This is a genomic window from Streptomyces sp. NPDC029014 (assembly GCF_055564695.1).
On record NZ_JBVHVT010000032.1, the window covers coordinates 22,748 to 41,872 of the forward strand.

Consider the following 19,125-nt stretch of genomic DNA (forward strand, 5'->3'; position numbering starts at 1 on the left):
ACCTTGGAAGGGGTACCTTTCTTTTTTGTGTTCCGCCCCCCCCGTCCCACCGGGGGGACCGGGACGGTGGCGCCTGGTGCGCCCCCCGGGCCTCCCCCGGCGCCCGCACCCGATCCGGTGGATCCGCTGGGGGCTGAGGCCGCGGCGCCGTCTCCCGTTCCGGCGGCGGGCTGCACCGACCCGGTGGCCGGCCCGGCAGCGGCCGGTTCGGTCGGTCCCCGGTCCCCGTCCGCCGCTGCACCCGGTTCGGTCTCGTCGAGCACTTCGATGCCGAAGTCGGTGGCCAGACCCGCCAGGCCGCTCTCGTACCCCTGACCGACGGCCCGGAACTTCCATTCCTCGCCCCGCCGGTACAGCTCGCCGAAGATGAAGGCCGTCTCCGCGCCCGCGTCCTCGATGGAGAAGCCGACCAGCGGCTCGCCGGACCGGTCCGAGACGGTCATCCGCAGGTCGTCGAGGTCGCCGAAGCGGGCGCTGCCGTACTGGCTGGCGGTCACCACGATCCGGGCGACGTCCTCCGGGATCGCGGTGAGGTCGACGCTGATCCGGTCCTCGTCGCCGTTGCCCGTGGGTGTCTTCCCCAGCAGCTGCACACTGCCGTCGGCCGCGGCCGGGTTGTTGTAGAAGTAGAAGTCGTTCTCGCCGCGGACCTTGCCGTCCGCGCCCACGAGGAGGACGGAGACGTCGGCGTCACCCGAGCCCGACGCACTGCTCCAACCCAGGCTCACCACCACGGATCCGGCGTCCTCGCCGAGCGCGGTCAGGCTGACGTTGGCGCCCTTGGTGATCTCTTGCATGCGGTACCCCCACTCGCCCGGCCGGGGCGGCGGCGGACCGTGCAGGCCGGACTGGTCGTTCTGCTGCGGTGCTCGTGCTCGTGCGCGGGCCGTGCGGCACGCTTGCGGCGCACGATAGCGGCGCACCGTGCGCAAGATCAGCCGAACGGGAAAACGGGCCGCCGGACCGGGGCGGACGCCTCGGCCGGGTGCCTTTACGGGGGGACTGCGGGGCATGGGGGACACTGGAGGGGCTTGACACCCCTTTCGCTCGCCGAGGAGCCGTACCCCATGCCCCGCCTTGCCGTCTTCGCCACCGTTGTCTGCGTCCTGTCCGTGGCGGCGGCCGTGGTCGCCTTCGTCGAGGGCAGCTTCCTGGGGATCGTGTGGGTGCTGCTCGCCGGCCTCACGTCCAACATGGCCTGGTACTACGTGCGCAAGGACAAGGCCCGCAAGGCCTCCGGCTCCGCCGGCTAGTGCGGTACGGCAGGCGCGCGTGAGCTACCGCACCCCGGTCCTGCGGCTGGAGCCCCGGTCCGAGGGGGACGCGGGACTGCTGCGGGCCCTGAACGCGCCGGAGCTGGTGCCATACCTGGGCGGTCCGGAGACCGAGGAGCAGCTCGACCGGCGCCACCGGCGGTACGTCGACCTGAGCGCCGACCGCACGGGCCGGGGGCGCATGTTCCGGATCGTGCTGCTGCCCGAGGAGGGGGTCCCGACTGGCGGCTCGACCTGCGCGGGGACGCGGAGCCGGGCCGGTCGGCCCGCTAGTCGGCCTGGGGGACGGTGCAGAGGCCGTCCGTCTCCTGCCAGAAGCGGTACAGGCTGTGGCCGCAGTACGTCTCCACGTCCGAGACGCCCAGCCCGGCCAGTACGCCCTCGACCGCGCCGAAGAAAGCCGCGTTGACCGCCGGCACCCACAGCAGCGCGAACACGGCGATCAGGCCGAACGGCGCCAGCGGCGCCACCTCGCGGCGCACCCGGTACGACAGCCAGGGCTCGATGATGCCGTAGCCGTCCAGGCCCGGCACCGGCAGGAAGTTCAGGATCGCCGCGGAGACCTGGAGCAGCGCGAGGAAGGCCAGCGCGAAGCGGAAGGCGAGCGGGACGCCGTCGACGGCGCCCAGCCAGAACGGGGCGGTGCACACCGCCGCGAACGCCACGTTCGTCAGCGGGCCGGCGGCCGAGATCAGGCTGTGCTTCCAGCGGCCCTGCACCCGGTCCCGCTCGATGTACACCGCCCCGCCGGGCAGGCCCAGGCCGCCCAGGATCACGAAGATCACGGGCAGGACGATGCTCAGCAGCGCGTGCGTGTACTTGAGGGGGTTCAGCGTCAGGTAGCCCTTGGCGCCGACGGTCAGGTCGCCGCCGTGCAGGGCGGTGCGGGCGTGCGCGTACTCGTGCAGGCAGAGCGAGACGATCCACGCCGACGTGACGAAGAGGAAGACGGCCAGGCCCGCGCTCGCCGAGTAACCCGTCCACACCGCCCAGCCGGTGACGGCCATGACCGCCACGATGCCGAGGAAGACGGAACTGACCTGCCGGTCGCTGCGCGTGCTCTGATGACCCATGCGGCGAAACCTACCCGGGTAGGGGCCCGCCCGGGATACCGGTCCGGGGACAATGGGCCGGTGCGCTACGCGATTCTCGGCACCGCCCAGGCCATCCGCGGCGACGGCACCACCGTCGCCGTCGGCGGCGCGCGCCTGCGCGCCCTGCTCACCGCGCTCGCGCTGCGGCCGGGGCGGGTGGTGCCGGCCGACCTGCTCGTGGCCGAGGTGTGGGACGGCGGCCGGCCGGCCGACGCGTACGCCGCCCTCCAGGCGCTCGTCGCCCGGCTGCGCAGGGCCGTCGGCCACGAGGCCGTGCGGTCGGCGGGGGGCGGGTACCTGCTCGCCGCCGGGCGCGAGGACGTCGACCTGTACCGCTTCGAGCGGCTGGCCCGGTCCGCCGCGGACGCCGCGGACGCCGACCCCGCGCAGGCGGCCGCCCGGTACGACGAGGCCCTCGCCCTGTGGCGCGGCCCCGCGCTCGCCGACCTCCCCGACCCGGGGCCGGAGGCCGCGCGCTGGGAGGCCGTACGCAGGGACGCGCACCGCGGGCGGCTCGCCGCGGCCCTCGGCCTCGGCGAGGCGGCCCGCGTGCTGCCGGAGCTCGCCGCGCTGTGCGCGCAGCACCCGCTGGACGAGCCGCTGCAGGTGCTCCGGATCCGGGCGCTGCGGGACTGCGGGCGCGCGGCCGAGGCCCTGGCCGCCTACGAGGAGGTCCGGCAGGACCTCGCCGACCGGCTGGGCGCCGACCCGGGCCCCGCCCTGCGCACCCTGCACGCCGCCCTGCTGTCTCCGCCCGACGTCCGGCCCGATGTCCCGCACTCCTCTGCCGGGACCGCCGCGGCTGCCGCGCCCGTCGATGCCGATGCCGAGGCCCCCGGAGCCTCGTCCGTCGTCCCGCCCGCCGGTCCCACCGCGGGGCCCTCCCGGGGTCCCGGTGCCGGCTCCGCCCCGGTGCCCCCCGACGCGCCGGCGCCCCCCTCCCACCCGAACCACCCGAACCACCCGAACTACCAGGCCCACCCGCCGCAGCAGCACCACGCCGGGCCGGCCCGGGGCCGGGGGAACCTGCGGGCGCGGCTGACCACCTTCGTCGGGCGGGAGGACGACATCCGGGCCATCGGCGGGGACCTGGCGCAGGCGCGGCTGGTCACCCTGCTCGGGCCCGGCGGGGCCGGCAAGACCCGGCTGTCGCAGGAGGCCGCCGAGGCCCACGCCCCGGCGGACTGGCCCGACGGCGTGTGGCTCGCCGAGCTGGCCCCCGTGGACGACCCGGAGGACGTCGCCGAGGCCGTGCTCACCGCCCTCGGGGCCCGCGAGACCAAGCTGCGCGGCGCCTCCACCGAGGAACTGCGGGCGCTGACCGAACGCGCCGGCGACCACCCGCTGGACCGGCTCACCGAGCACTGCGCCCGGCTGCGGCTCCTGCTGATCCTGGACAACTGCGAGCACGTCGTCGGCGCCGCCGCCGAGCTCGCCGAGCGGCTCCTCACCCACTGCCCCGGCGTACGGATCCTGGCCACCAGCCGCGAACCGCTCGGCGTGCCCGGAGAGTTCCTGCGCCCCGTGGACCCGCTGCCCGACCCGGTGGCGCTGCGGCTGCTCGGCGACCGCGGCGCCGCCGCCCGGCCCGGCTTCACCACGGACGACGACCCCGAGGCGGCCGCCGAGATCTGCCGCCGCCTCGACGGGCTGCCGCTCGCCATCGAGCTGGCCGCGGCGCGGCTGCGGCTGCTCACGCCCCGCCAGATCGCCGACCGGCTCGACGACCGCTTCCGGCTGCTGACCAGCGGCGCCCGTACCGTCCTGCCCCGCCAGCAGACCCTGCGCGCGGTCGTCGACTGGTCCTGGGACCTGCTCGACGCCCCCGAGCGGACCGTCCTCGCCCGGCTGTCCGTCTTCGCCGGCGGCTGCGACCTGGCAGCCGCCGAGGCCGTCTGCGCCGACACCCCGCGGGACGGCGCCGACGTCGCGTTCCTCCTCGGCTCCCTCGTCGACAAGTCCCTCGTCACCGCCGCCCCCACCCCCGACGGCATGCGCTACCGGCTCCTGGAGACCGTGGCCGAGTACGCCGGCGAACGGCTGGACGAGGCCCCCGGCGACCGGACCGCCACCGAGCGGCGCCACCTCGTCCACTACCGGGAGCTCGCCCGCACCACCGAGCCGCTGCTCCGCGGCCACGGCCAGCGCGCCGCCGCCGAACGCCTCGCCACCGAGTACGAGAACGTCCGTACCGCCCTGCGCCGCGCCGTCGCCGCCCGCGACACCGACGAGGTGCTGTGCCTGGTGCACTCCCTCGTCTGGTACTGGCAGATGCACGACCTGCGCTCCGAGTCCCGGCACTGGGCGAACGCCGCCGGCGCCCTCGGCCCGGACCCCTTCCGCACCCCCGTCACCCCCGCGGAGCCCGTGTACGAGCGCCTCGTCGACACGCCCCCGCCGTACGGCGGGGAGCTGCTCACCGAGGCCTGGCGCGGCATCCGCCTGGCCCAGCTCGCCGCCCGCGACCACGAGAACGAGAGCTGGACGTCCCCGGAGGTCCGGCACCAGATCGAGGGGATCGTCGCCGCCTACCGGCCCGGTCTGCCGCAGACCTGTCACGTCCCCGGCTCGCTGTGGGTCTACGCCGCGATGCTCTCCGGGGACCCGGACCTGCTCCAGCGGGTCGTCGACGCCACCGTCGACACCGCCCGCGCCCTGGACTACCGCTGGGAGCTGGCGGGCGCCCTCCAGCTGCGCGCCAACATCCTGGCCAACCGCGCCTCCTGGGCCGGCGACGCCGCCCGCGACGCCGACGAGAGCCTCGGCCTGTTCACCGAACTGGGCGACGACTGGGGGTGCGCGGAGGCCCTGTCCGCGCGCGCCGAGTCCCACGAGAAGCGCGGCCGGTACGAGCTCGCCGCCGCGGACTTCCGCTCCGCCATCGAGTACGCCGAGCGGCTCGGCGCGTCCTCCCAGGTCACGGTCCTGCGCGTGCGGATGGCCGGGGTCCTGATCGAGAGCGGCCGGGCCGCCGAGGCCGAGGAACTGCTCACCGAGGTCCTGCGCACCCACCAGGCGTACGGCAACGAGGCCCTGCCGGCCGCCCGCATGTTCCTGGCCTCCTGCTACGGGCGCAGCGGCCGCATCCCGGAGGGCCGGGCGCAGCTCCAGCGGCTGCGCGAGGAGTTCGCCTTCGGCGCGTTCGCCATCTTCGACGGGTTCCTGCTCGGCACCCAGGCCTGGCTGGAGAACCAGGACGGCCGGCCCGAGGAGGCGCTGGTGCTGCTCCGGCAGGCCGTGCCCACCGCCGGGGAACCCCTCGCCCTGATGGTCGCCCCCCAACTGCCCGCCGTGTACCTGATGATGGCGGCCCGCTCCCGGGCGACCCTCGGCGGGCCCGCGCAGGCGTACGACGCGGCGCGGCTGCTCGGTGCGTACCGGGCCCTGCTGCCCACGGGGCACTTCCCGGTCAGCACCGAACGCGAGGACTTCGCCCTGGCCGAGGAGCTGTCCCGCGCGGTGCTCGGCGACGCCGCGTACGAGGCGGCGTACGCCGAGGGCGGCGGCCTCACCCTGGAGGAGGCCACCGCCCTCGTCTGACCCGGCCCCCGCGCGGGGCCCGTCCGGGACGCGATCCGGAGCGGACCGTCCGCCCGGATCAGGTCTTGTCGCGGAACTTGCGGACCGCGAGCGGCATCGTGACCACCGTGATGGCCAGCGACCAGCCGAGGACCATCCACACCGAGTGGGCGACGGGACCGCCGTTGATCAGGCCGCGTGCCGCGTCGGCCAGGTTGGACAGCGGGTTCCAGTCGGTGAAGGCCCGCAGCCAGTCCGGCATCGTCGACGGCGGGGCGAAGACCGAGCTGCCGAACTCGAGCGGCATGAGCACCAGCATCGCGATGCCCTGGACGGCCTGCGCGGTCGGCAGGGTGAGCCCGAGCAGCATGAAGATCCACATCAGCGAGGCGCCGAAGACGGCGGACAGGCCGACGGCCATGAGCAGGTGCAGCACCGAGGTCTTGATGGACAGACCCAGCAGGAAGCCCACGGCGAGCAGGATCGCGATGGCGACCATCATGCGACCGAGCTCGACGATGATCTTCGCGAGGAGTACGGACGACCGGGCGATCGGCATGGACCGGAAGCGGTCCATCACGCCCTTCTTGAAGTCGTCGTTGACGCCGCTGCCGACCCCCATGGCGATGTTCATGCCCATCATCGCCATCAGGCCGGGTATCACGTAGTTGACGTACACGTCCTGGTTGCCCTTGCCGGAGATCGCGCCGCCGAAGACGAACACGAACAGCAGCGCGAAGATGATCGGCATGAGGAGCACGTCGAACATCGACTCGGGGTCGGCCTTGATCTGCAGGACGTTGCGGCGCGACAGCGCGCCGATGTGCCGCAGGTTGGCCCGCAGGCCGATCCGGCCCTCGCCGGCCGGCACCGCGGCGGCGGCCGGCGCGGGCGCCGTGGCGGCGGGCTTCTTCGTGGTGACGGTGCTCATGCCGCGACCTCCTCGGTCCGCTGGGGCAGGTCGTGGTCGAGGGTGGGCTTCTGGCCCGTGATGGCGAGGAACACCTCGTCCAGGCTGGGCAGGTACGTGCCGATGTCCGCGATGGCGTACCCGCGGGCGGCCAGCAGGCCGACCACGGCCGTCAGCTGGTCGTCACTCAGGATCGGCACCAGCAGCACGCCCTCGTCCGGCACGGCCTGCGAACCGGCGACCCCGTCGAGTCCGGCCTCGGCCAGCGCGCGGGCCATGCCCGGCAGGTCGGCGGCGGACACGGGGCGGACCCGCAGCGTCCGCCCGCCGACGCGGGCCTTCAGCTCGTCGACCTCGCCCCTGGCGATGACCCGGCCCTTGTCGACGACCGTCAGCTCGTGGGCGAGCTGCTCGGCCTCCTCCATGTACTGGGTGGTGAGGAGGACGGTGGCGCCCTCGGCGACCATCCGCTGGACCTCGTCCCACACCTCGTTGCGGGTACGGGGGTCCAGGCCGGTGGTCGGCTCGTCCAGGTAGAGCACGGCCGGGCGGCCGATCATGGAGGCGGCCAGGTCGAGGCGGCGCCGCATGCCGCCGGAGTAGTGGGTCGCGGCCTTCTTCGCGGCCTCGGTGAGGGAGAACCGCTCCAGCAGCTCGTCGGCGCGGGACCGGGCGTCCTTGCGGGACAGGTCCAGCAGCCGGCCGATCATGTACAGGTTCTCCCAGCCGGACAGCTTCTCGTCGACCGAGGCGTACTGGCCGGTGAGGCCTATGGTGCGGCGCAGCTGCCGCGGCTGGCGGACCACGTCGTAGCCGGCGACCACGGCCGTGCCGGCGTCCGGCACGAGGAGGGTGGACAGGCAGCGCACCAGGGTGGTCTTGCCGGCGCCGTTGGGGCCGAGGACGCCGAGGACCGTGCCCTCGCGGACGTCCAGGTCGACCCCGTCGAGGGCCTTGGTCGAGCCGAAGTGCTTGACCAGTCCCCGTACCTCCACGGCGTTCCCGCCGTTCCGGGGATTCTTGTCGTTTCGCGTCATGTCCCCATGGGACCAGCCGTCACCGACAAAGCACCGACAGCCGACCGACAGCCCGCCGACGAGCGGGTGGCCGCACCGACAACCGGCCGACGGCGGCCCGCCGGCCCGGACGGGGCCGACGGGCCGCCGGTTCGGACGGCGCCGAGCCGAGGGGGTCAGGTGGCAGGGGCCGGGGCCCGGCGGGCGGGGATCAGTGGAAGGAGTGCTGCTCCTGCGGGAACGTTCCGCCGACCACGTCCTCGGCGAACGCCTTCGCCGCGTCCGTCATGGTCGCGCGCAGGTTCGCGTACTGCTTCACGAACTTCGGCATCTTGCCGCCGGTCAGGCCCATCATGTCGGTCCACACCAGCACCTGCGCGTCGCAGTCCGCGCCCGCGCCGATGCCGACCGTCGGGATGTGCAGCGACCGGGTGACCTCGGCGGCCAGCTCGGCCGGTACGAGTTCCAGCACCACCGCGAAGGCCCCCGCGTCCTGCGCCGCCTTCGCGTCGCGGAGCAGCTGGTGCGCGGCCTCGTCGCCGCGGCCCTGGACCCGGTAGCCCATGGCGTTGACGGACTGCGGGGTCAGGCCCAGGTGGGACATGACGGGGATGCCGGACTGCACGATCAGCTCGGTCTGGCGCAGCGAACGCTCGCCGCCCTCCAGCTTCACGGCGCCGACGCCGGCCTCCTTGACGAGCCGGGTGGCACTGCGCAGCGCCTGGACGGCGCCTTCCTGGTAGGAGCCGAACGGCAGGTCACCGACGACCATCGCGCGCCGGGTGCCGCGCACCACGGCCGCCGACAGCAGCGTCATCTCGTCCATCGTCACCGGCACGGTGTTCTCGTAGCCGAGGTGACAGTTGCCCATCGAGTCGCCGACGAGGACGACCGGGATGCCGGCCTCGTCGAAGACGGACGCGGTCATCGCGTCGTAGGCGGTGAGCATGGGCCACTTCTCGCCGCGCTCCTTGGCGAGCGTCAGGTCGCGGACGGTGATCCGCCGGGTGCCCGTGCCTCCGTACAGGGTGGGGGAGGCGGCTTCGCGGGCAGGCGAAACGGCATGCGTCATTGCAACTGCTCCTTGATGTCATCTCGAGGCGCCCTCACGGCGTCCCCGGACTCACCCCCATGGTGGCACCTGCCCCGCCGGCCGCGAAAGTGGAGGGGGCGACCGTCCGGTCACACTTCGCGGCGGCTCCGCGCCGGCTCCAGGAATCCTCTGGTTCCTGACCGAATGTGCGCGTTTCGTGACAACCGGAACCTGGGCCGTATGGCCGTTCGTCCTCCCGGACGTACGGCCGGAACAACGGCACGGAAGGCTGCGTCCATCGCCTAGGGTCATGGTGGGGGGACGGAGCGCGAGCACGGCAGCGAGGGCAGTGGCATGGCACAGGCGTACATGGCGGAGACGGGGCACGGCGGCTCGGAGCCCGAGCCCCGGGGATCCCGACTCCGGCACCGCCTGGCCGGGCTGCGGCACGACCCGGGGATCTGGCGGCGGGGGGTCGTGATCGCGGCGGTCGCCCTGCTGCTCGCACTCGTCATGATCTTCCACGCCGAGCTGCCCAACAGCGTGGGCAACCTGGGCAGCCTCACCGAGACGTTCCTGCCCTGGCTGGGGTTGTTCGTCCCGGCCCTGCTCGTCGCCGCGGTGGTCCGCAAGTCCGCGACCGCGCTGGTCGCGATACTGCTGACGGCCGTCGTGTGGGCGAACCTCTTCGGCGGCCTGGTCACCGACAAGTCGGGCTCCGGCGGCAACCTGGTGGTCGCCGCCCACAACGTCGACGCCGACAACCCCGACCCGCGCGGCACCGCCCGGTCGGTGGCCGGCGCCGGGGCCGACGTCCTGGCCCTGACCGAGCTCAAGGGCAGCGCCGTCCCCGTCTACGAGCAGGCGCTGGCGGCCACGTACAAGTACCACGCCGTGGAGGGGACCGTCGGCGTGTGGAGCAAGTACCCGCTCAGCTCCAGCCGGCCCGTCGACATCAGGCTGGGCTGGACCCGCGCCATGCGCACCACCGTCGACACCCCGCAGGGGCAGGTCGCCGTGTTCGTGGCCCACCTGCCGTCCGTCCGGGTCAAGCTGAACGCCGGCTTCACCGCCAACCAGCGCGACAAGAGCGCGGACGCGCTGGGCGGCGCGCTCGCCGCCGAGCCGCTGCGGAAGGTCATCCTGCTCGGTGACCTCAACGGCACGATGAACGACCGCTCCCTGTCCGAGGTCACCTCGCAGATGCGCTCCACCCAGGGCGCGGCGGGCGACGGCTTCGGCTTCAGCTGGCCGGCGCCGTTCCCGATGGCCCGGATCGACCAGATCATGGTCCGCGGGATGAAGCCGGAGGCCTCCTGGACCCTGCCGCAGACCGGCAGCGACCACCTGCCGGTCGCGGCCCGGGTGACCGTGACGAAGTAGCCGCTGCCGTTGCCCTCCCCGCGGGTGCCGGGTGCCGGGTGCCGGGTGCCGAGTGCCGAGTGCCGGTGTCCGCGTTAGCCGCGTTCGCGCCAGCCGTTCGTGATGGGGAGCCGGCGGTCCTTGCCGAAGCCCTTCGCGGAGATCTTCGTGCCGGGCGGGTACTGGCGGCGCTTGTACTCGGCGGTGTCCACCATCCGCAGGGTCCTGGCCACGAGCTCCCGGTCGAAGCCGGCGGCGACGATGGCCTCGATGCCCTGGTCGCGGTCCACGTACAGCGCCAGGATCGCGTCCAGCACCGGGTAGTCCGGCAGCGAGTCCGTGTCCACCTGGCCCGGCCGCAGTTCGGCGCTGGGCGGCTTCGCGATGGAGTTCTCCGGGATGGGCGGGGTCTCCCCGCGCTCGGCCGCGGCCCGGTTGCGGTAGCGGGCGAGCCGGAAGACGTCCGTCTTGTACACGTCCTTGATCGGGCCGTACGCGCCGACCGAGTCGCCGTACAGGGTGGAGTAGCCGACGGCCAGCTCCGACTTGTTGCCCGGGGCCAGGACGATGTGGCCCTCCTGGTTGGACACCGCCATCAGCATCGTGCCGCGCAGCCGGGACTGGAGGTTCTCCTCGGCCAGGCCGCTCAGCCCCAGCGACCCCATGTACGCGTCGAACATGGGCTCGATCGGCACGGTGCGGAAGTTCAGGCCGGTGCGGCGGGCCAGTTCGGCGGCATCGCCCTTGGAGTGCTCCGAGGAGTACTTGGAGGGCATCGAGATGCCGTACACGTTCTGCGCGCCGACCGCGTCGCAGGCGAGGGCGGCGACGAGCGCCGAGTCGATGCCGCCGGAGAGCCCGATCAGGACGGAGCGGAACCCGTTCTTCCTGACGTACGCGCGCAGGCCCACGACCAGCGCGTCGTACACCTCCTCGTCGTCGTCGAGGCGGTCGGCGTAACCACCGGGGACGGCCGGCTCGTACGGCTCGACCGGCTCCTCGGACAGGATCACGCGGTCGATCCGCAGCCCGTCGTCGACGGTGCCCTCCGGGGCGTCGGCCAGTGCCGCGGGCAGGTCGAGGTCGACCAGGACGCAGCCCTCGGAGAACTGCGGGGCGCGGGCGATCACGCGGCCGTCGGCGCCGACGACGATGGAGTCGCCGTCGAAGACGAGCTCGTCCTGGCCGCCGATCATCGCGAGGTAGGCCAGGGTGCAGCCCGCCTCCTGGGCCCGCTTCTGCACCAGCTCCAGGCGGACGTCGTCCTTCTCGCGCTCGTACGGGGAGGCGTTCACGGAGATCAGCAGGCCGGCCCCGGCGGAGCGGGTGGCGGGCACCCGGCCGCCGTCCTGCCACAGGTCCTCGCAGATCGCCAGGGCCACGTCGACGCCGCGGACGCGGATCACGGGCTGGGTGTCGCCGGGCACGAAGTAGCGGAACTCGTCGAACACGCCGTAGTTGGGAAGGTGGTGCTTGGCGAAGCGGAGCACCACCTCGCCGCGGTGCAGGACGGCGGCCGCGTTCTCCGGGGACCCGGCCGGCCGGCCCAGGCGCGGGGCGGCCCGCTCGGAGCGGTCGAGGTAGCCGACGACGACCGGCAGCTCTCCCAGGCCCTCGGCCGCCAGCCGTTCGGCGAGCCCGCCCAGGGCGGCGCGGGAGGCCTCGACGAAGGACGAGCGCAGGGCGAGGTCCTCGACGGGGTACCCGGTCAGCATCATCTCGGGGAACGCCACGAGGTGGGCGCCCTGCTCGGAGGCGTGCCGGGTCCAGTGGACGACGGAGTCGGCGTTGGCGGAGACGTTGCCGACGTGCGAGTCGATCTGATTCAGCGCGAGGCGTAGTTGAGGCACGGGGCCCAGTGTAATCGTCTTTCTGACGCGATGTCCTGGAAGCCCCGTGCCGCAAGGCATCCGGCGGCCTCGCAGCCGCCCCTCGGTTGCCGTCGGATCAGCCGATCGGGCCGGCGAACTTCGCGCTGGGCATCAGGATGCCGGGGGAGATCGAGGCGTTCAGGCTGGTGGTGCCCTCGGGCACCTCGTAGGTGATGATCCCGCTGGCGGACTGGCCGGGCAGGATGTCGCCGCGGATGAACTTGGGCATGTCGCCGCCGTCGAAGGCGAGCTTCGCGGTCATGCCCTTGTCGTCGCGGACCTCCGGCACGGCGTGGATGACGTTGTGGTTCTCGGCCGTGCCGTTGGTGATGGTCAGCGTGATCTGCACCGCGTTGCCGACGGTGGAGTACCTGTTCTTCGACACGTACTCCTTCGGCACGGACAGGCTGACCTTGATGCCGTTCGGGTACGTGTACGTCTCGCCGAACGGCAGCGGCGTGGTCATGCCGGGGCCCGTGGGCGGAGCGGAGCGCGACGGCTTCGGCAGGGGGAGCGTGGGGCGCGTAGACGGGTTCGGCGGCCAGGGCTCCTCGGCGCCCGGGCCGAGTTCGGGGTCTTCGAAGTGGATCTCGGCGGCCCGGTCGGCGAGGCGGTCGATCACGGTCTGGGTGATGAAGTACCCGCTGATGGAGGCGGCGATGCCGAGCACGCCGAGGACCGTGCCGACGACGGACATGGCCTTGCGGCCCGCGCCGGAGGAGGCTCGGGTGACGGCGCCGATACCGAGGCCGACGGCGGTCACGCCGAGGATGGCGCCGAGCCAGAAGACGAACGGGATCGGGCCGACGGGCAGCGATATCAGGCCGACGACGAGAGCGGCGACGGCCAGGCCGTTGGTGACGGGCGCGGGCTGGACCCCCCAGGGGCTGCCGGCTCCGGGCGCACCCCACGGCCCGGGCGCGCCGGGCGGTACGGCCCCGGCCGGCGGCACGGGCCCGCCGTAACCGGGCGCGGGGGAGGGCGCGGCGAAGCCGGGGTGGGCGGCGGGGGCCGGGGCCGGGGAGGGGGAGGGGGAGGGGGCGGATCCCGGAGCCGGGGTGGCCCACGGGTCGGCCTTCGCCGCGGCGGCGGCCGGGGCGGGCTCGGTGGCGGGGATGGCGGGGGTGGCGGCGGGCTCTGCCGGGGCCGGGGCCGGGGCCGGGGTCGGGGTCGGGGCAGGGGCGGGCGCCGGGGCCGGGGTCGGCGCAGGGTTCGGGGTCTTCGTGAGGGAGAGCGGGGGCGCTGCTTCGTCCGGCTCCGGCTGGTCGGGCGTCGGCGTCGGCGTCGGCGTCGGAGCGGTCCCGGCAGGGGCGTCCGCGGGCTCGTCCGGCGAGAGGGTGGGCGTCGGGGTCGCCTCCGGCTGGGGTACGGGCGTGCCCTCGGGCTCCGTGGGCGGGCCGGACGGGCCGGGCGGGTCGGACGGGCCGGGCGGGTTCGGAGGCGTGCTCATGCGGCGGGAACGTCCTCGTTCGATCGAAGCAGGCGGTCTGATGATCGGAAAGACTGCCACGGTGCTTCGTGCGTGACCAAAAGCTTTCGGTCCTGGCCTCCGCGGGGCGCGGAGGGCAGGACCGGTCGCCCTGTGGCCCCCCGTCAGGCCGAGGTCCGCTCCACGGGGATCCACAGTTCGGTCGTCACGTCCGCCCCGTCCACCGACCGCGGGGTGCGCAGGATCTCCGGCCCGGGCCGCAGCGCGTACGGGTTGGAGGGGAACCACTGCGTGTAGACGTCCCGCCACAGGGACTGCAGGGCCTGCGGGAACGGGCCGGTGTTCGCGAAGACGGCCCAGGCGCCGGCCGGGACGACCCGGACGTCGAGGTCCGCCGGGATCTCGGCGGACCCCGCGCCGGTGACCACCGCGAGGTGGTAGTCCAGCTCGACGCCCTCCTCGCGGCTGTCGCCCAGGTGCTCGGTCACCGAGACGATGCCGGCCGGCTCCTGGTCGGAGAGCCCGGTGATCCGCTCGGCCAGCTCCGGTCCGACCGCCTCGACGAACGAGACGATGGCCGGGTTCACCCCCTCGTGGACGAGCGGCACCCGCGCCCTCCGCCCGACGATCCGGAACTCCGCCTTCTCTACGATCCGGTACTGCATGGTCGTACTCCCTTCGACGACGAGGCGGAAGGACATCCGGGGCTGCGCGCGCAGGACCGCACCGGTACGCCGCGCCTCGCCCGGGCCGGTGCCGTGCACCGCGCGGAACGCCCGGCCGAAGGCCTCGGCGGACGTGTACCCGTGGCGTACGGCGATGTCGAGCAGGGTGCGCTCGCCGGCCAGCACCTCGGCGCCCGCGACGGTGAGCCGCCTGCGCCGGACGTACTCCGACAGCGGGATCCCCGCCAGTGCGGAGAACAGCCGCCGGAAGTGGTACTCCGACGTCATGGCGATCCGCGCCAGCTCGGCCGCGTCCACGTCGCCGTGGAGGTGGTCCTCGATGTGGTCCACGGCCCGGTTCAGCTGCTCCAGCATCCCGGCCTCCTTCCTCTGTGCGGTCCCCACCGTAGGAACGGGCCGCGGTGCCGGACCCGACATCCCGTGCCCGCTTCGGTCGGGTCCGGTGGCGTGGCGCGGTGGGGAGGGGTGTGGCCCGTCGCACTCGGGGGGCGAGGCAACGCGAGCGGCCGGGGGCACGTCATCCAAGGCGTGGGACCGACTCGGACGGCCGGGACGCCGCCGGGCGACTCGCGGGGCTGTGCGCGGAACGGGGCGCGCCCATCCCCGGAACCCTACCCCGGGTGGGTATCCGAACGGAGGGCCGGGACGGCCGTGTTAAGGATGATGGGGAACATGACCACGAAAGCCGCAAGGGTAAGGAAATCGGGGCGAAGCGGAACGGCGAAACGCGAGGGCCGCAGGGGCTCCGACGGCCCCGGGGAGGTCGGGGCCGGGGGCCCCCGCGGCGCCGGGGACACCAGGGACACCAGGGACGCCGGGACCTCCGGTGCACGCGGGGGACGCGGGAGGTTCGGGAGGCCGAGGGGGCCGCAGGCCATCGCCGTTCTGATCGGCCTGGCCGCCACCGCCTACACGGCCTGGGTCATGGAGGTCGTCCTCTCCACCGGCCTGAACCCCATCGAGACGTACGTCAGCGAGCTCGCCGCGCAGGACCAGCCGCTCGGCGGGCTCTTCCGGGCCACCGACTTCACCGCCGGCGTGCTCGCCTTCACCGGCGGCCTGCTGGCCCTCGTCCGGCTCCGCTGGTACGCCGACTCCCGCCGCGCCTGGGCCGTCCTCGGCTGGGCCGGGGTCACCCTCTTCGGCGCGGCCACTGCCGCCGACGCCTGGCTGCCGTTGAGCTGCACCCCCACCGTGGACCCGGAGTGCGCCGCCCTGGAGACCGCCGGGCTGGTTCCGGCGACCCATCAGGCCCATGCCGTCAGCAGCAGCCTCGCCATGACCGGCGCCCTCGTCGGGATCGTCGCCCTCACCGTCGCCGCCCGCCGTTACGGACGTTTCGCGCCGCTCGCCGAATACGGGCCCACCCTGGTCGTCCTGGAGCTCCTCGCCACCGCCTGGACCCTGACCGCCATCGCCCTGTTCACCGCCGGGCGCGGCACCTGGGCGCTGGGGGCCGGGCAGCGCATGCAGGTGCTGCTCGTGGCGCTCTGGCTGGGACTGCTGGCCTACTCCGTGCACCGGGAGCGCCGTACGTGACGGCCCCGGGCGTCCCGCCGCGCTTCGTCCGGTCGGCGGACGGGGTCCCGCTCCACGTGGTGGTGGAGGGGGTCCCGCTGCACGCCGTCGCCGAGGGCAGCGGGCCGCCCGTGGTGCTGAGCGCCGGGCTGGCCATGGCCTGGTTCGACTGGGACCCGGTCGCGGCGCTGCTCGCCGCCGCCGGCCGGACCGTGATCCGGTTCGACCGGCCCGGGCACGGCCTGAGCGGTCCCGCCGCCGCCCCGCCGACCGCCGCCGGGGAGGCCCACCGGATCGCCGGGCTGCTGGACGCGCTGGGCGGCCCGGGCGGGGTTCCGGTCACCGTGGTCGGGCACTCCATCGCCGCCTTCCACGCCGAGGCCTTCGCCCGCCTGTACCCGGAGCGCACCGCCGCCCTGGTCCTCGTCGACGGCAGCGTGGAGGAGCAGCCCCGTACGGTCCTGCCCGCCGGGCTGCGCACCGGTGCGGCCCGTGCGCTCGGCCGGGCCCTGACGGCCGCCGGCATCCCGGCCGCCGCGGGGCCCGCGGCCCGGTGGGCCGCCGTGCGCCTGTCCCGGACCGGCGGGGGCGACCCGGCCGCGCGGGACCTCGTACGCCGCTGCTACCGCACCGGCCGGGTGTGGCGCGGGATCCTGCTGGAGAACGCCCGCTACCCGGACATGGCCGCCGAGCTCCTCGCGCTGCGGACGAGCCGGCCGCTGACCGCCCCCGCCACGGTCCTCGCCGGGTACGACGGTTCGGGCTCGGCCGCGGCCCACAACTGGCTGGACCGCCAGCGGGGTCTGGCGGCCGCCCTCGGCGCCCGCTTCGAGACCGCCGCCCCCGCGGGCCACCTGGTCATGCTGGACCGCCCGGCCCTGACGGCGCGAGCGGTCCTGAGCGCATCCCCCGGCGCTGCGGCGCTTCCTCAGCGGCGGGCGTAGACCTTCTCGACGAACTCCGCGAGCTGTGTTTCCGGGAGGTGCTGGGCGAGGTCGGCTTCGCTGATCATGCCGACCAGGCGCTTGTTCTCGATGACGGGGAGCCGCTTGATCTGGTGGGACTCCATCTCGTCCAGGACGGCGGAGACGTCCGCGTCGGCGGCTATCCAGCGCGGGGTGCCCTCGCACAGGTCGCCGCAGGTGATCTTCGCCGGGTCGTGGCCCTTGGCCACGCACTTCACGACGATGTCGCGGTCGGTGATGATGCCGCAGAGCCGTTCGTCGGCGTCGCTGACGGGCAGCGCGCCCACGCCCAGCCGGCCCATGAGTTCGGCGGCCCGGTCCAGGGTCTCCGTGGCGGGGATCCACTGCGCTCCGGGGTGCATGATTTCTGCCGCGGTGGTCATAGGGGAACCTCCTGAGCATGCCGTTGCGGCGGCCGGGCGCGGTCGCGCCCGCCTCGTCGACGCCCTCGGGAGGCCGGTGGTGGGAGGGCCGGGGAAGGGCCCCCCCCCACCACCGTACGGGCGGGTTCCGTCACCCGCGCGGCGCAGCCCCGCGCTGTCGCAGCATGTCCGCCATCAGGGTGAGCTCCGACTGCTGGGCGTCGACCATGCCCTGGGCCAGCGCCCGCTCGGCCGGGGTCCGGCACTGGGTCGCGCAGCCCTGGGCCATGGCGACGCCGCCCTTGTGGTGGTCGGTCATCAGCTGGAGGTAGAGCACCTCCGCGTCCCGGCCCTGGGCGGCGCCGAGCGCGGCGAGCTCGTCCTTGGTCGCCATGCCGGGCATGAGCGCGCCCGGCTTGGCGGTGACGCCGCCCATCTCGTGCCCGGCGTGGCCGCTGCCGTCGCCGTGGCCGCCGCCGTGACCGCCCGCGCCGTCCCCGGTCGACATCCACGACATCGGCGGCTCGCCGGCCAGCACCTTCGGCAGGCCCCACAGGTCGAGCCAGCCCAGCAGCATGCCGCGCTGGTTGGCCTGGGTGTTGGCGATGTCGTAGGCGAGGCTGCGGACCGCCTCGTCCTGCGTGCGGTCGCGCACGACGAAGGACATCTCCACCGCCTGCTGGTGGTGCACCGCCATGTCCCGGGCGAAGCCCGCGTCCGGCGAGTACAGGGCGGGCGTCCGCTGCTCGCGCGCCGATCCGGCCCCGGAACCGGAGCCGGAGCTGCCGCTCGCGGCGGCGACCGTGGCCGCCACCGCGAACCCGAGCGCGAGCAGGACCGCCGTGCCCGCGGCCCAGTACGTACGCCTCACTTGCCGGCCAGCCCGTTGGTGCAGGCCGCGCCCGGCTCGGGCGTCTGCGGGCCCTGCACGTACTTGGTGAAGAACTGCTTCACCCGGGGGTCGGACGCGCTGTCCACGGCGACCTGCTTGCCCCACGCGCTCAGCACGATGGCGCCCGACTGCTCCTTGACCGGGCTCATCAGCGAGTACGGGGTCTTCGCCACCGTCTCGGCGAGCTTGTCGACCTCGGCCTGCGGGGCCTTGTCGTTGTACGTCACCCAGACCGCGCCGTGCTCCAGCGAGTGCACGGCGTTCACCTGCGGGACCGGCTCGTGGTAGACGTCGCCGTCGCAGTTCATCCAGCGGGGGCTGTGGTCGCCGCCGACCGGCGGGTTCATCGGGTAGGTCACCGGGGTCTCGACGTGGTTGCGGCCCAGCGACTTGGCCTCCCAGGTCTGCTCCTGGGCGATGGGGGCCGTACGGGCGGCTTCGAGTGCCGCGGCGTCGGCCTTCTCCTTGTTCTTCTGGTCGATCAGCACCCATGCGCCGAAGCCGACGAGGCCGGCGACGACGGCCACCGCGGCCGTGATCGCGATGGTCTTGTTGCGGCGCTCGCGGGCCTTTTCGGCCCGGCGCATCTCGGCTATGCGCGCCTGGGGGGAGTGCTGGTCGTTCCGGGTGGTGCCGGCCATGTGCCCTTGTCCTTTGCTGAGGGGGGTGGAGGTGTGGATCCGGTCGGGGGCGCGGGGTGGCAGCGCCCCGGACCGATCAGGTCCGCAACACCTGGAGGGCGTGGAGGTCGGGGGCCCGGGCGAGGGCGTCGTGCGGGCGGGCCCGCCCGGCGTCGGCGACGCGCGCGACGGGGGCCGCGACGGCCGCCGCCACCGGAACGGCGGGCGGCGGGGCGGGCAGGACGCCGGGCGTGACGTGGGAGAAGGGGGAGCAGCCCGGCAGGCCGTCGTGCGACGCGCAGACGGCGTGCGCGGGCGCGGGCGGATGCACGTGACCGGCGAGGACGGCCCCGGAAGGCGCCCCGGCCCCGGCGCCCGCGGCCCCGGCTCCGGCCGCGGTCACGGCGTGCGGCTCACCCGGGCGTACGCACAGCAGCAGCGCGCCGAGCAGTACGGAGAGGGCGACCGCGATGAGGGTACGGCGGGGCAGGTGACGCCCGATGCGCCCGTGCCGCGTGTGCTCCCGTCCCCCCATGGCCGCAGATGGTAGTGCTCATGACGGGTCCAAGGTCAG

The 19,125-nt window shown here is 74.3% G+C and carries 17 protein-coding genes and 1 pseudogene; 6 read left to right on the top strand and 12 right to left on the bottom strand.

Annotation, left to right across the window (positions count from 1 at the left end; translation table 11 throughout):
• A partial coding sequence (locus ACZ4VL_RS19130; RefSeq protein ID WP_468201072.1) for a TerD family protein occupies positions 1–797 on the bottom strand: 797 nt, incomplete at its 3' end.
• A gap of 270 nt (positions 798–1,067) precedes the next feature.
• Between ACZ4VL_RS19130 and ACZ4VL_RS19135 the strand changes: the two genes are divergently transcribed.
• Positions 1,068–1,253, top strand: coding sequence for a hypothetical protein (locus ACZ4VL_RS19135; RefSeq protein WP_360634216.1), 186 nt, complete (start codon positions 1,068–1,070; stop codon positions 1,251–1,253).
• 19 nt (positions 1,254–1,272) lie between these two features.
• A pseudogene (locus tag ACZ4VL_RS19140) lies at positions 1,273–1,491 on the top strand (GNAT family N-acetyltransferase); the annotation flags it as partial.
• Between the two features lie 52 nt (positions 1,492–1,543).
• Here ACZ4VL_RS19140 and ACZ4VL_RS19145 read toward each other — a convergent pair.
• The gene (locus tag ACZ4VL_RS19145) at positions 1,544–2,347 is read right to left on the bottom strand and encodes a site-2 protease family protein (RefSeq protein WP_468201075.1); all 804 of its coding nucleotides are present in this window, start codon (positions 2,345–2,347) and stop codon (positions 1,544–1,546) included.
• Between ACZ4VL_RS19145 and ACZ4VL_RS19150 the strand changes: the two genes are divergently transcribed.
• Complete coding sequence (locus ACZ4VL_RS19150) at positions 2,339–5,908, top strand: AfsR/SARP family transcriptional regulator (RefSeq protein WP_468201077.1); 3,570 nt, start codon at positions 2,339–2,341, stop codon at positions 5,906–5,908. The two genes, ACZ4VL_RS19145 and ACZ4VL_RS19150, sit on opposite strands and share 9 nt — an antisense overlap.
• Before the next feature lie 58 nt (positions 5,909–5,966).
• Here the strand turns inward: ACZ4VL_RS19150 and ACZ4VL_RS19155 are convergent, their stop codons facing one another.
• The 3 genes from ACZ4VL_RS19155 to panB form a co-directional block, all read right to left on the bottom strand.
• Positions 5,967–6,818 (bottom strand): ABC transporter permease, encoded by an 852-nt coding sequence (locus ACZ4VL_RS19155; RefSeq protein WP_468201080.1) that lies wholly within the window; start codon positions 6,816–6,818, stop codon positions 5,967–5,969.
• A complete protein-coding gene (locus tag ACZ4VL_RS19160; RefSeq protein ID WP_468201082.1) occupies positions 6,815–7,834 on the bottom strand; it encodes an ATP-binding cassette domain-containing protein in 1,020 nt (339 codons plus the stop codon). The genes ACZ4VL_RS19155 and ACZ4VL_RS19160 overlap by 4 nt, the downstream gene beginning before the upstream one ends.
• Before the next feature lie 190 nt (positions 7,835–8,024).
• Positions 8,025–8,885 carry a 3-methyl-2-oxobutanoate hydroxymethyltransferase gene (panB, locus tag ACZ4VL_RS19165; protein WP_468201085.1) on the bottom strand — a complete coding sequence of 287 codons (861 nt, stop codon included), beginning with the start codon at positions 8,883–8,885 and terminating at the stop codon, positions 8,025–8,027.
• 315 nt (positions 8,886–9,200) lie between these two features.
• On the opposite strand from panB, the gene ACZ4VL_RS19170 reads away from it, so the two are divergent.
• Positions 9,201–10,229, top strand: coding sequence for an endonuclease/exonuclease/phosphatase family protein (locus ACZ4VL_RS19170; RefSeq protein WP_468201087.1), 1,029 nt, complete (start codon positions 9,201–9,203; stop codon positions 10,227–10,229).
• A gap of 74 nt (positions 10,230–10,303) precedes the next feature.
• Here the strand turns inward: ACZ4VL_RS19170 and ACZ4VL_RS19175 are convergent, their stop codons facing one another.
• From ACZ4VL_RS19175 to ACZ4VL_RS19185, 3 genes are all read right to left on the bottom strand, one after another.
• Complete coding sequence (locus tag ACZ4VL_RS19175; protein ID WP_468201090.1) at positions 10,304–12,058, bottom strand: NAD+ synthase; 1,755 nt, start codon at positions 12,056–12,058, stop codon at positions 10,304–10,306.
• Positions 12,059–12,155: 97 nt separating this feature from the next.
• On the bottom strand, positions 12,156–13,529 hold the full coding sequence (locus ACZ4VL_RS19180; RefSeq protein ID WP_468201093.1) for a DUF4190 domain-containing protein: 1,374 nt from the start codon (positions 13,527–13,529) through the stop codon (positions 12,156–12,158).
• A 143-nt stretch (positions 13,530–13,672) separates the two neighbouring features.
• Positions 13,673–14,548, bottom strand: a complete 876-nt coding sequence (locus tag ACZ4VL_RS19185) for a GyrI-like domain-containing protein (RefSeq protein WP_468201095.1) — start codon at positions 14,546–14,548, stop codon at positions 13,673–13,675.
• Between the two features lie 570 nt (positions 14,549–15,118).
• Here ACZ4VL_RS19185 and ACZ4VL_RS19190 point away from each other — a divergent pair.
• Positions 15,119–15,733 carry a DUF998 domain-containing protein gene (locus tag ACZ4VL_RS19190; RefSeq protein ID WP_468201098.1) on the top strand — a complete coding sequence of 205 codons (615 nt, stop codon included), beginning with the start codon at positions 15,119–15,121 and terminating at the stop codon, positions 15,731–15,733.
• Positions 15,730–16,656, top strand: coding sequence for an alpha/beta fold hydrolase (locus tag ACZ4VL_RS19195; RefSeq protein WP_468201101.1), 927 nt, complete (start codon positions 15,730–15,732; stop codon positions 16,654–16,656). Before ACZ4VL_RS19190 ends, ACZ4VL_RS19195 begins: the two co-directional genes overlap by 4 nt.
• Here the strand turns inward: ACZ4VL_RS19195 and ACZ4VL_RS19200 are convergent.
• From ACZ4VL_RS19200 to ACZ4VL_RS19215, 4 genes are all read right to left on the bottom strand, one after another.
• Positions 16,641–17,060: a CBS domain-containing protein gene (locus ACZ4VL_RS19200; protein WP_361096856.1), complete on the bottom strand. Its 420-nt coding sequence runs from the start codon at positions 17,058–17,060 to the stop codon at positions 16,641–16,643. The two genes, ACZ4VL_RS19195 and ACZ4VL_RS19200, sit on opposite strands and share 16 nt — an antisense overlap.
• A gap of 130 nt (positions 17,061–17,190) precedes the next feature.
• Positions 17,191–17,910 carry a DUF305 domain-containing protein gene (locus ACZ4VL_RS19205; protein ID WP_468201103.1) on the bottom strand — a complete coding sequence of 240 codons (720 nt, stop codon included), beginning with the start codon at positions 17,908–17,910 and terminating at the stop codon, positions 17,191–17,193.
• Positions 17,907–18,572: a DUF3105 domain-containing protein gene (locus ACZ4VL_RS19210; RefSeq protein WP_468201105.1), complete on the bottom strand. Its 666-nt coding sequence runs from the start codon at positions 18,570–18,572 to the stop codon at positions 17,907–17,909. Before ACZ4VL_RS19210 ends, ACZ4VL_RS19205 begins: the two co-directional genes overlap by 4 nt.
• 76 nt (positions 18,573–18,648) lie before the next feature.
• Entirely contained in the window at positions 18,649–19,086 is a 438-nt protein-coding gene (locus ACZ4VL_RS19215) for a hypothetical protein (protein ID WP_468201107.1), read from the bottom strand.
• Between the last annotated feature and the right edge of the window lie 39 nt (positions 19,087–19,125).

Excerpts from the sequence above, each read along its gene's own strand:
- ACZ4VL_RS19145 (WP_468201075.1), bottom strand. The coding sequence starts at position 2,347 with ATGGGTCATCAGAGCACGCGCAGCGACCGGCAGGTCAGTTCCGTCTTC.
- ACZ4VL_RS19200 (WP_361096856.1), bottom strand. The coding sequence starts at position 17,060 with ATGACCACCGCGGCAGAAATCATGCACCCCGGAGCGCAGTGGATCCCC.
- ACZ4VL_RS19170 (WP_468201087.1), top strand. The coding sequence starts at position 9,201 with ATGGCACAGGCGTACATGGCGGAGACGGGGCACGGCGGCTCGGAGCCC.
- ACZ4VL_RS19155 (WP_468201080.1), bottom strand. The coding sequence starts at position 6,818 with ATGAGCACCGTCACCACGAAGAAGCCCGCCGCCACGGCGCCCGCGCCG.
- ACZ4VL_RS19210 (WP_468201105.1), bottom strand. The coding sequence starts at position 18,572 with ATGGCCGGCACCACCCGGAACGACCAGCACTCCCCCCAGGCGCGCATA.
- ACZ4VL_RS19160 (WP_468201082.1), bottom strand. The coding sequence starts at position 7,834 with ATGACGCGAAACGACAAGAATCCCCGGAACGGCGGGAACGCCGTGGAG.
- panB (WP_468201085.1), bottom strand. The coding sequence starts at position 8,885 with ATGACGCATGCCGTTTCGCCTGCCCGCGAAGCCGCCTCCCCCACCCTG.
- ACZ4VL_RS19180 (WP_468201093.1), bottom strand. The coding sequence starts at position 13,529 with ATGAGCACGCCTCCGAACCCGCCCGGCCCGTCCGACCCGCCCGGCCCG.
- ACZ4VL_RS19135 (WP_360634216.1), top strand. The coding sequence starts at position 1,068 with ATGCCCCGCCTTGCCGTCTTCGCCACCGTTGTCTGCGTCCTGTCCGTG.
- ACZ4VL_RS19215 (WP_468201107.1), bottom strand. The coding sequence starts at position 19,086 with ATGGGGGGACGGGAGCACACGCGGCACGGGCGCATCGGGCGTCACCTG.
- ACZ4VL_RS19190 (WP_468201098.1), top strand. The coding sequence starts at position 15,119 with ATGGAGGTCGTCCTCTCCACCGGCCTGAACCCCATCGAGACGTACGTC.
- ACZ4VL_RS19150 (WP_468201077.1), top strand. The coding sequence starts at position 2,339 with ATGACCCATGCGGCGAAACCTACCCGGGTAGGGGCCCGCCCGGGATAC.
- ACZ4VL_RS19185 (WP_468201095.1), bottom strand. The coding sequence starts at position 14,548 with ATGCTGGAGCAGCTGAACCGGGCCGTGGACCACATCGAGGACCACCTC.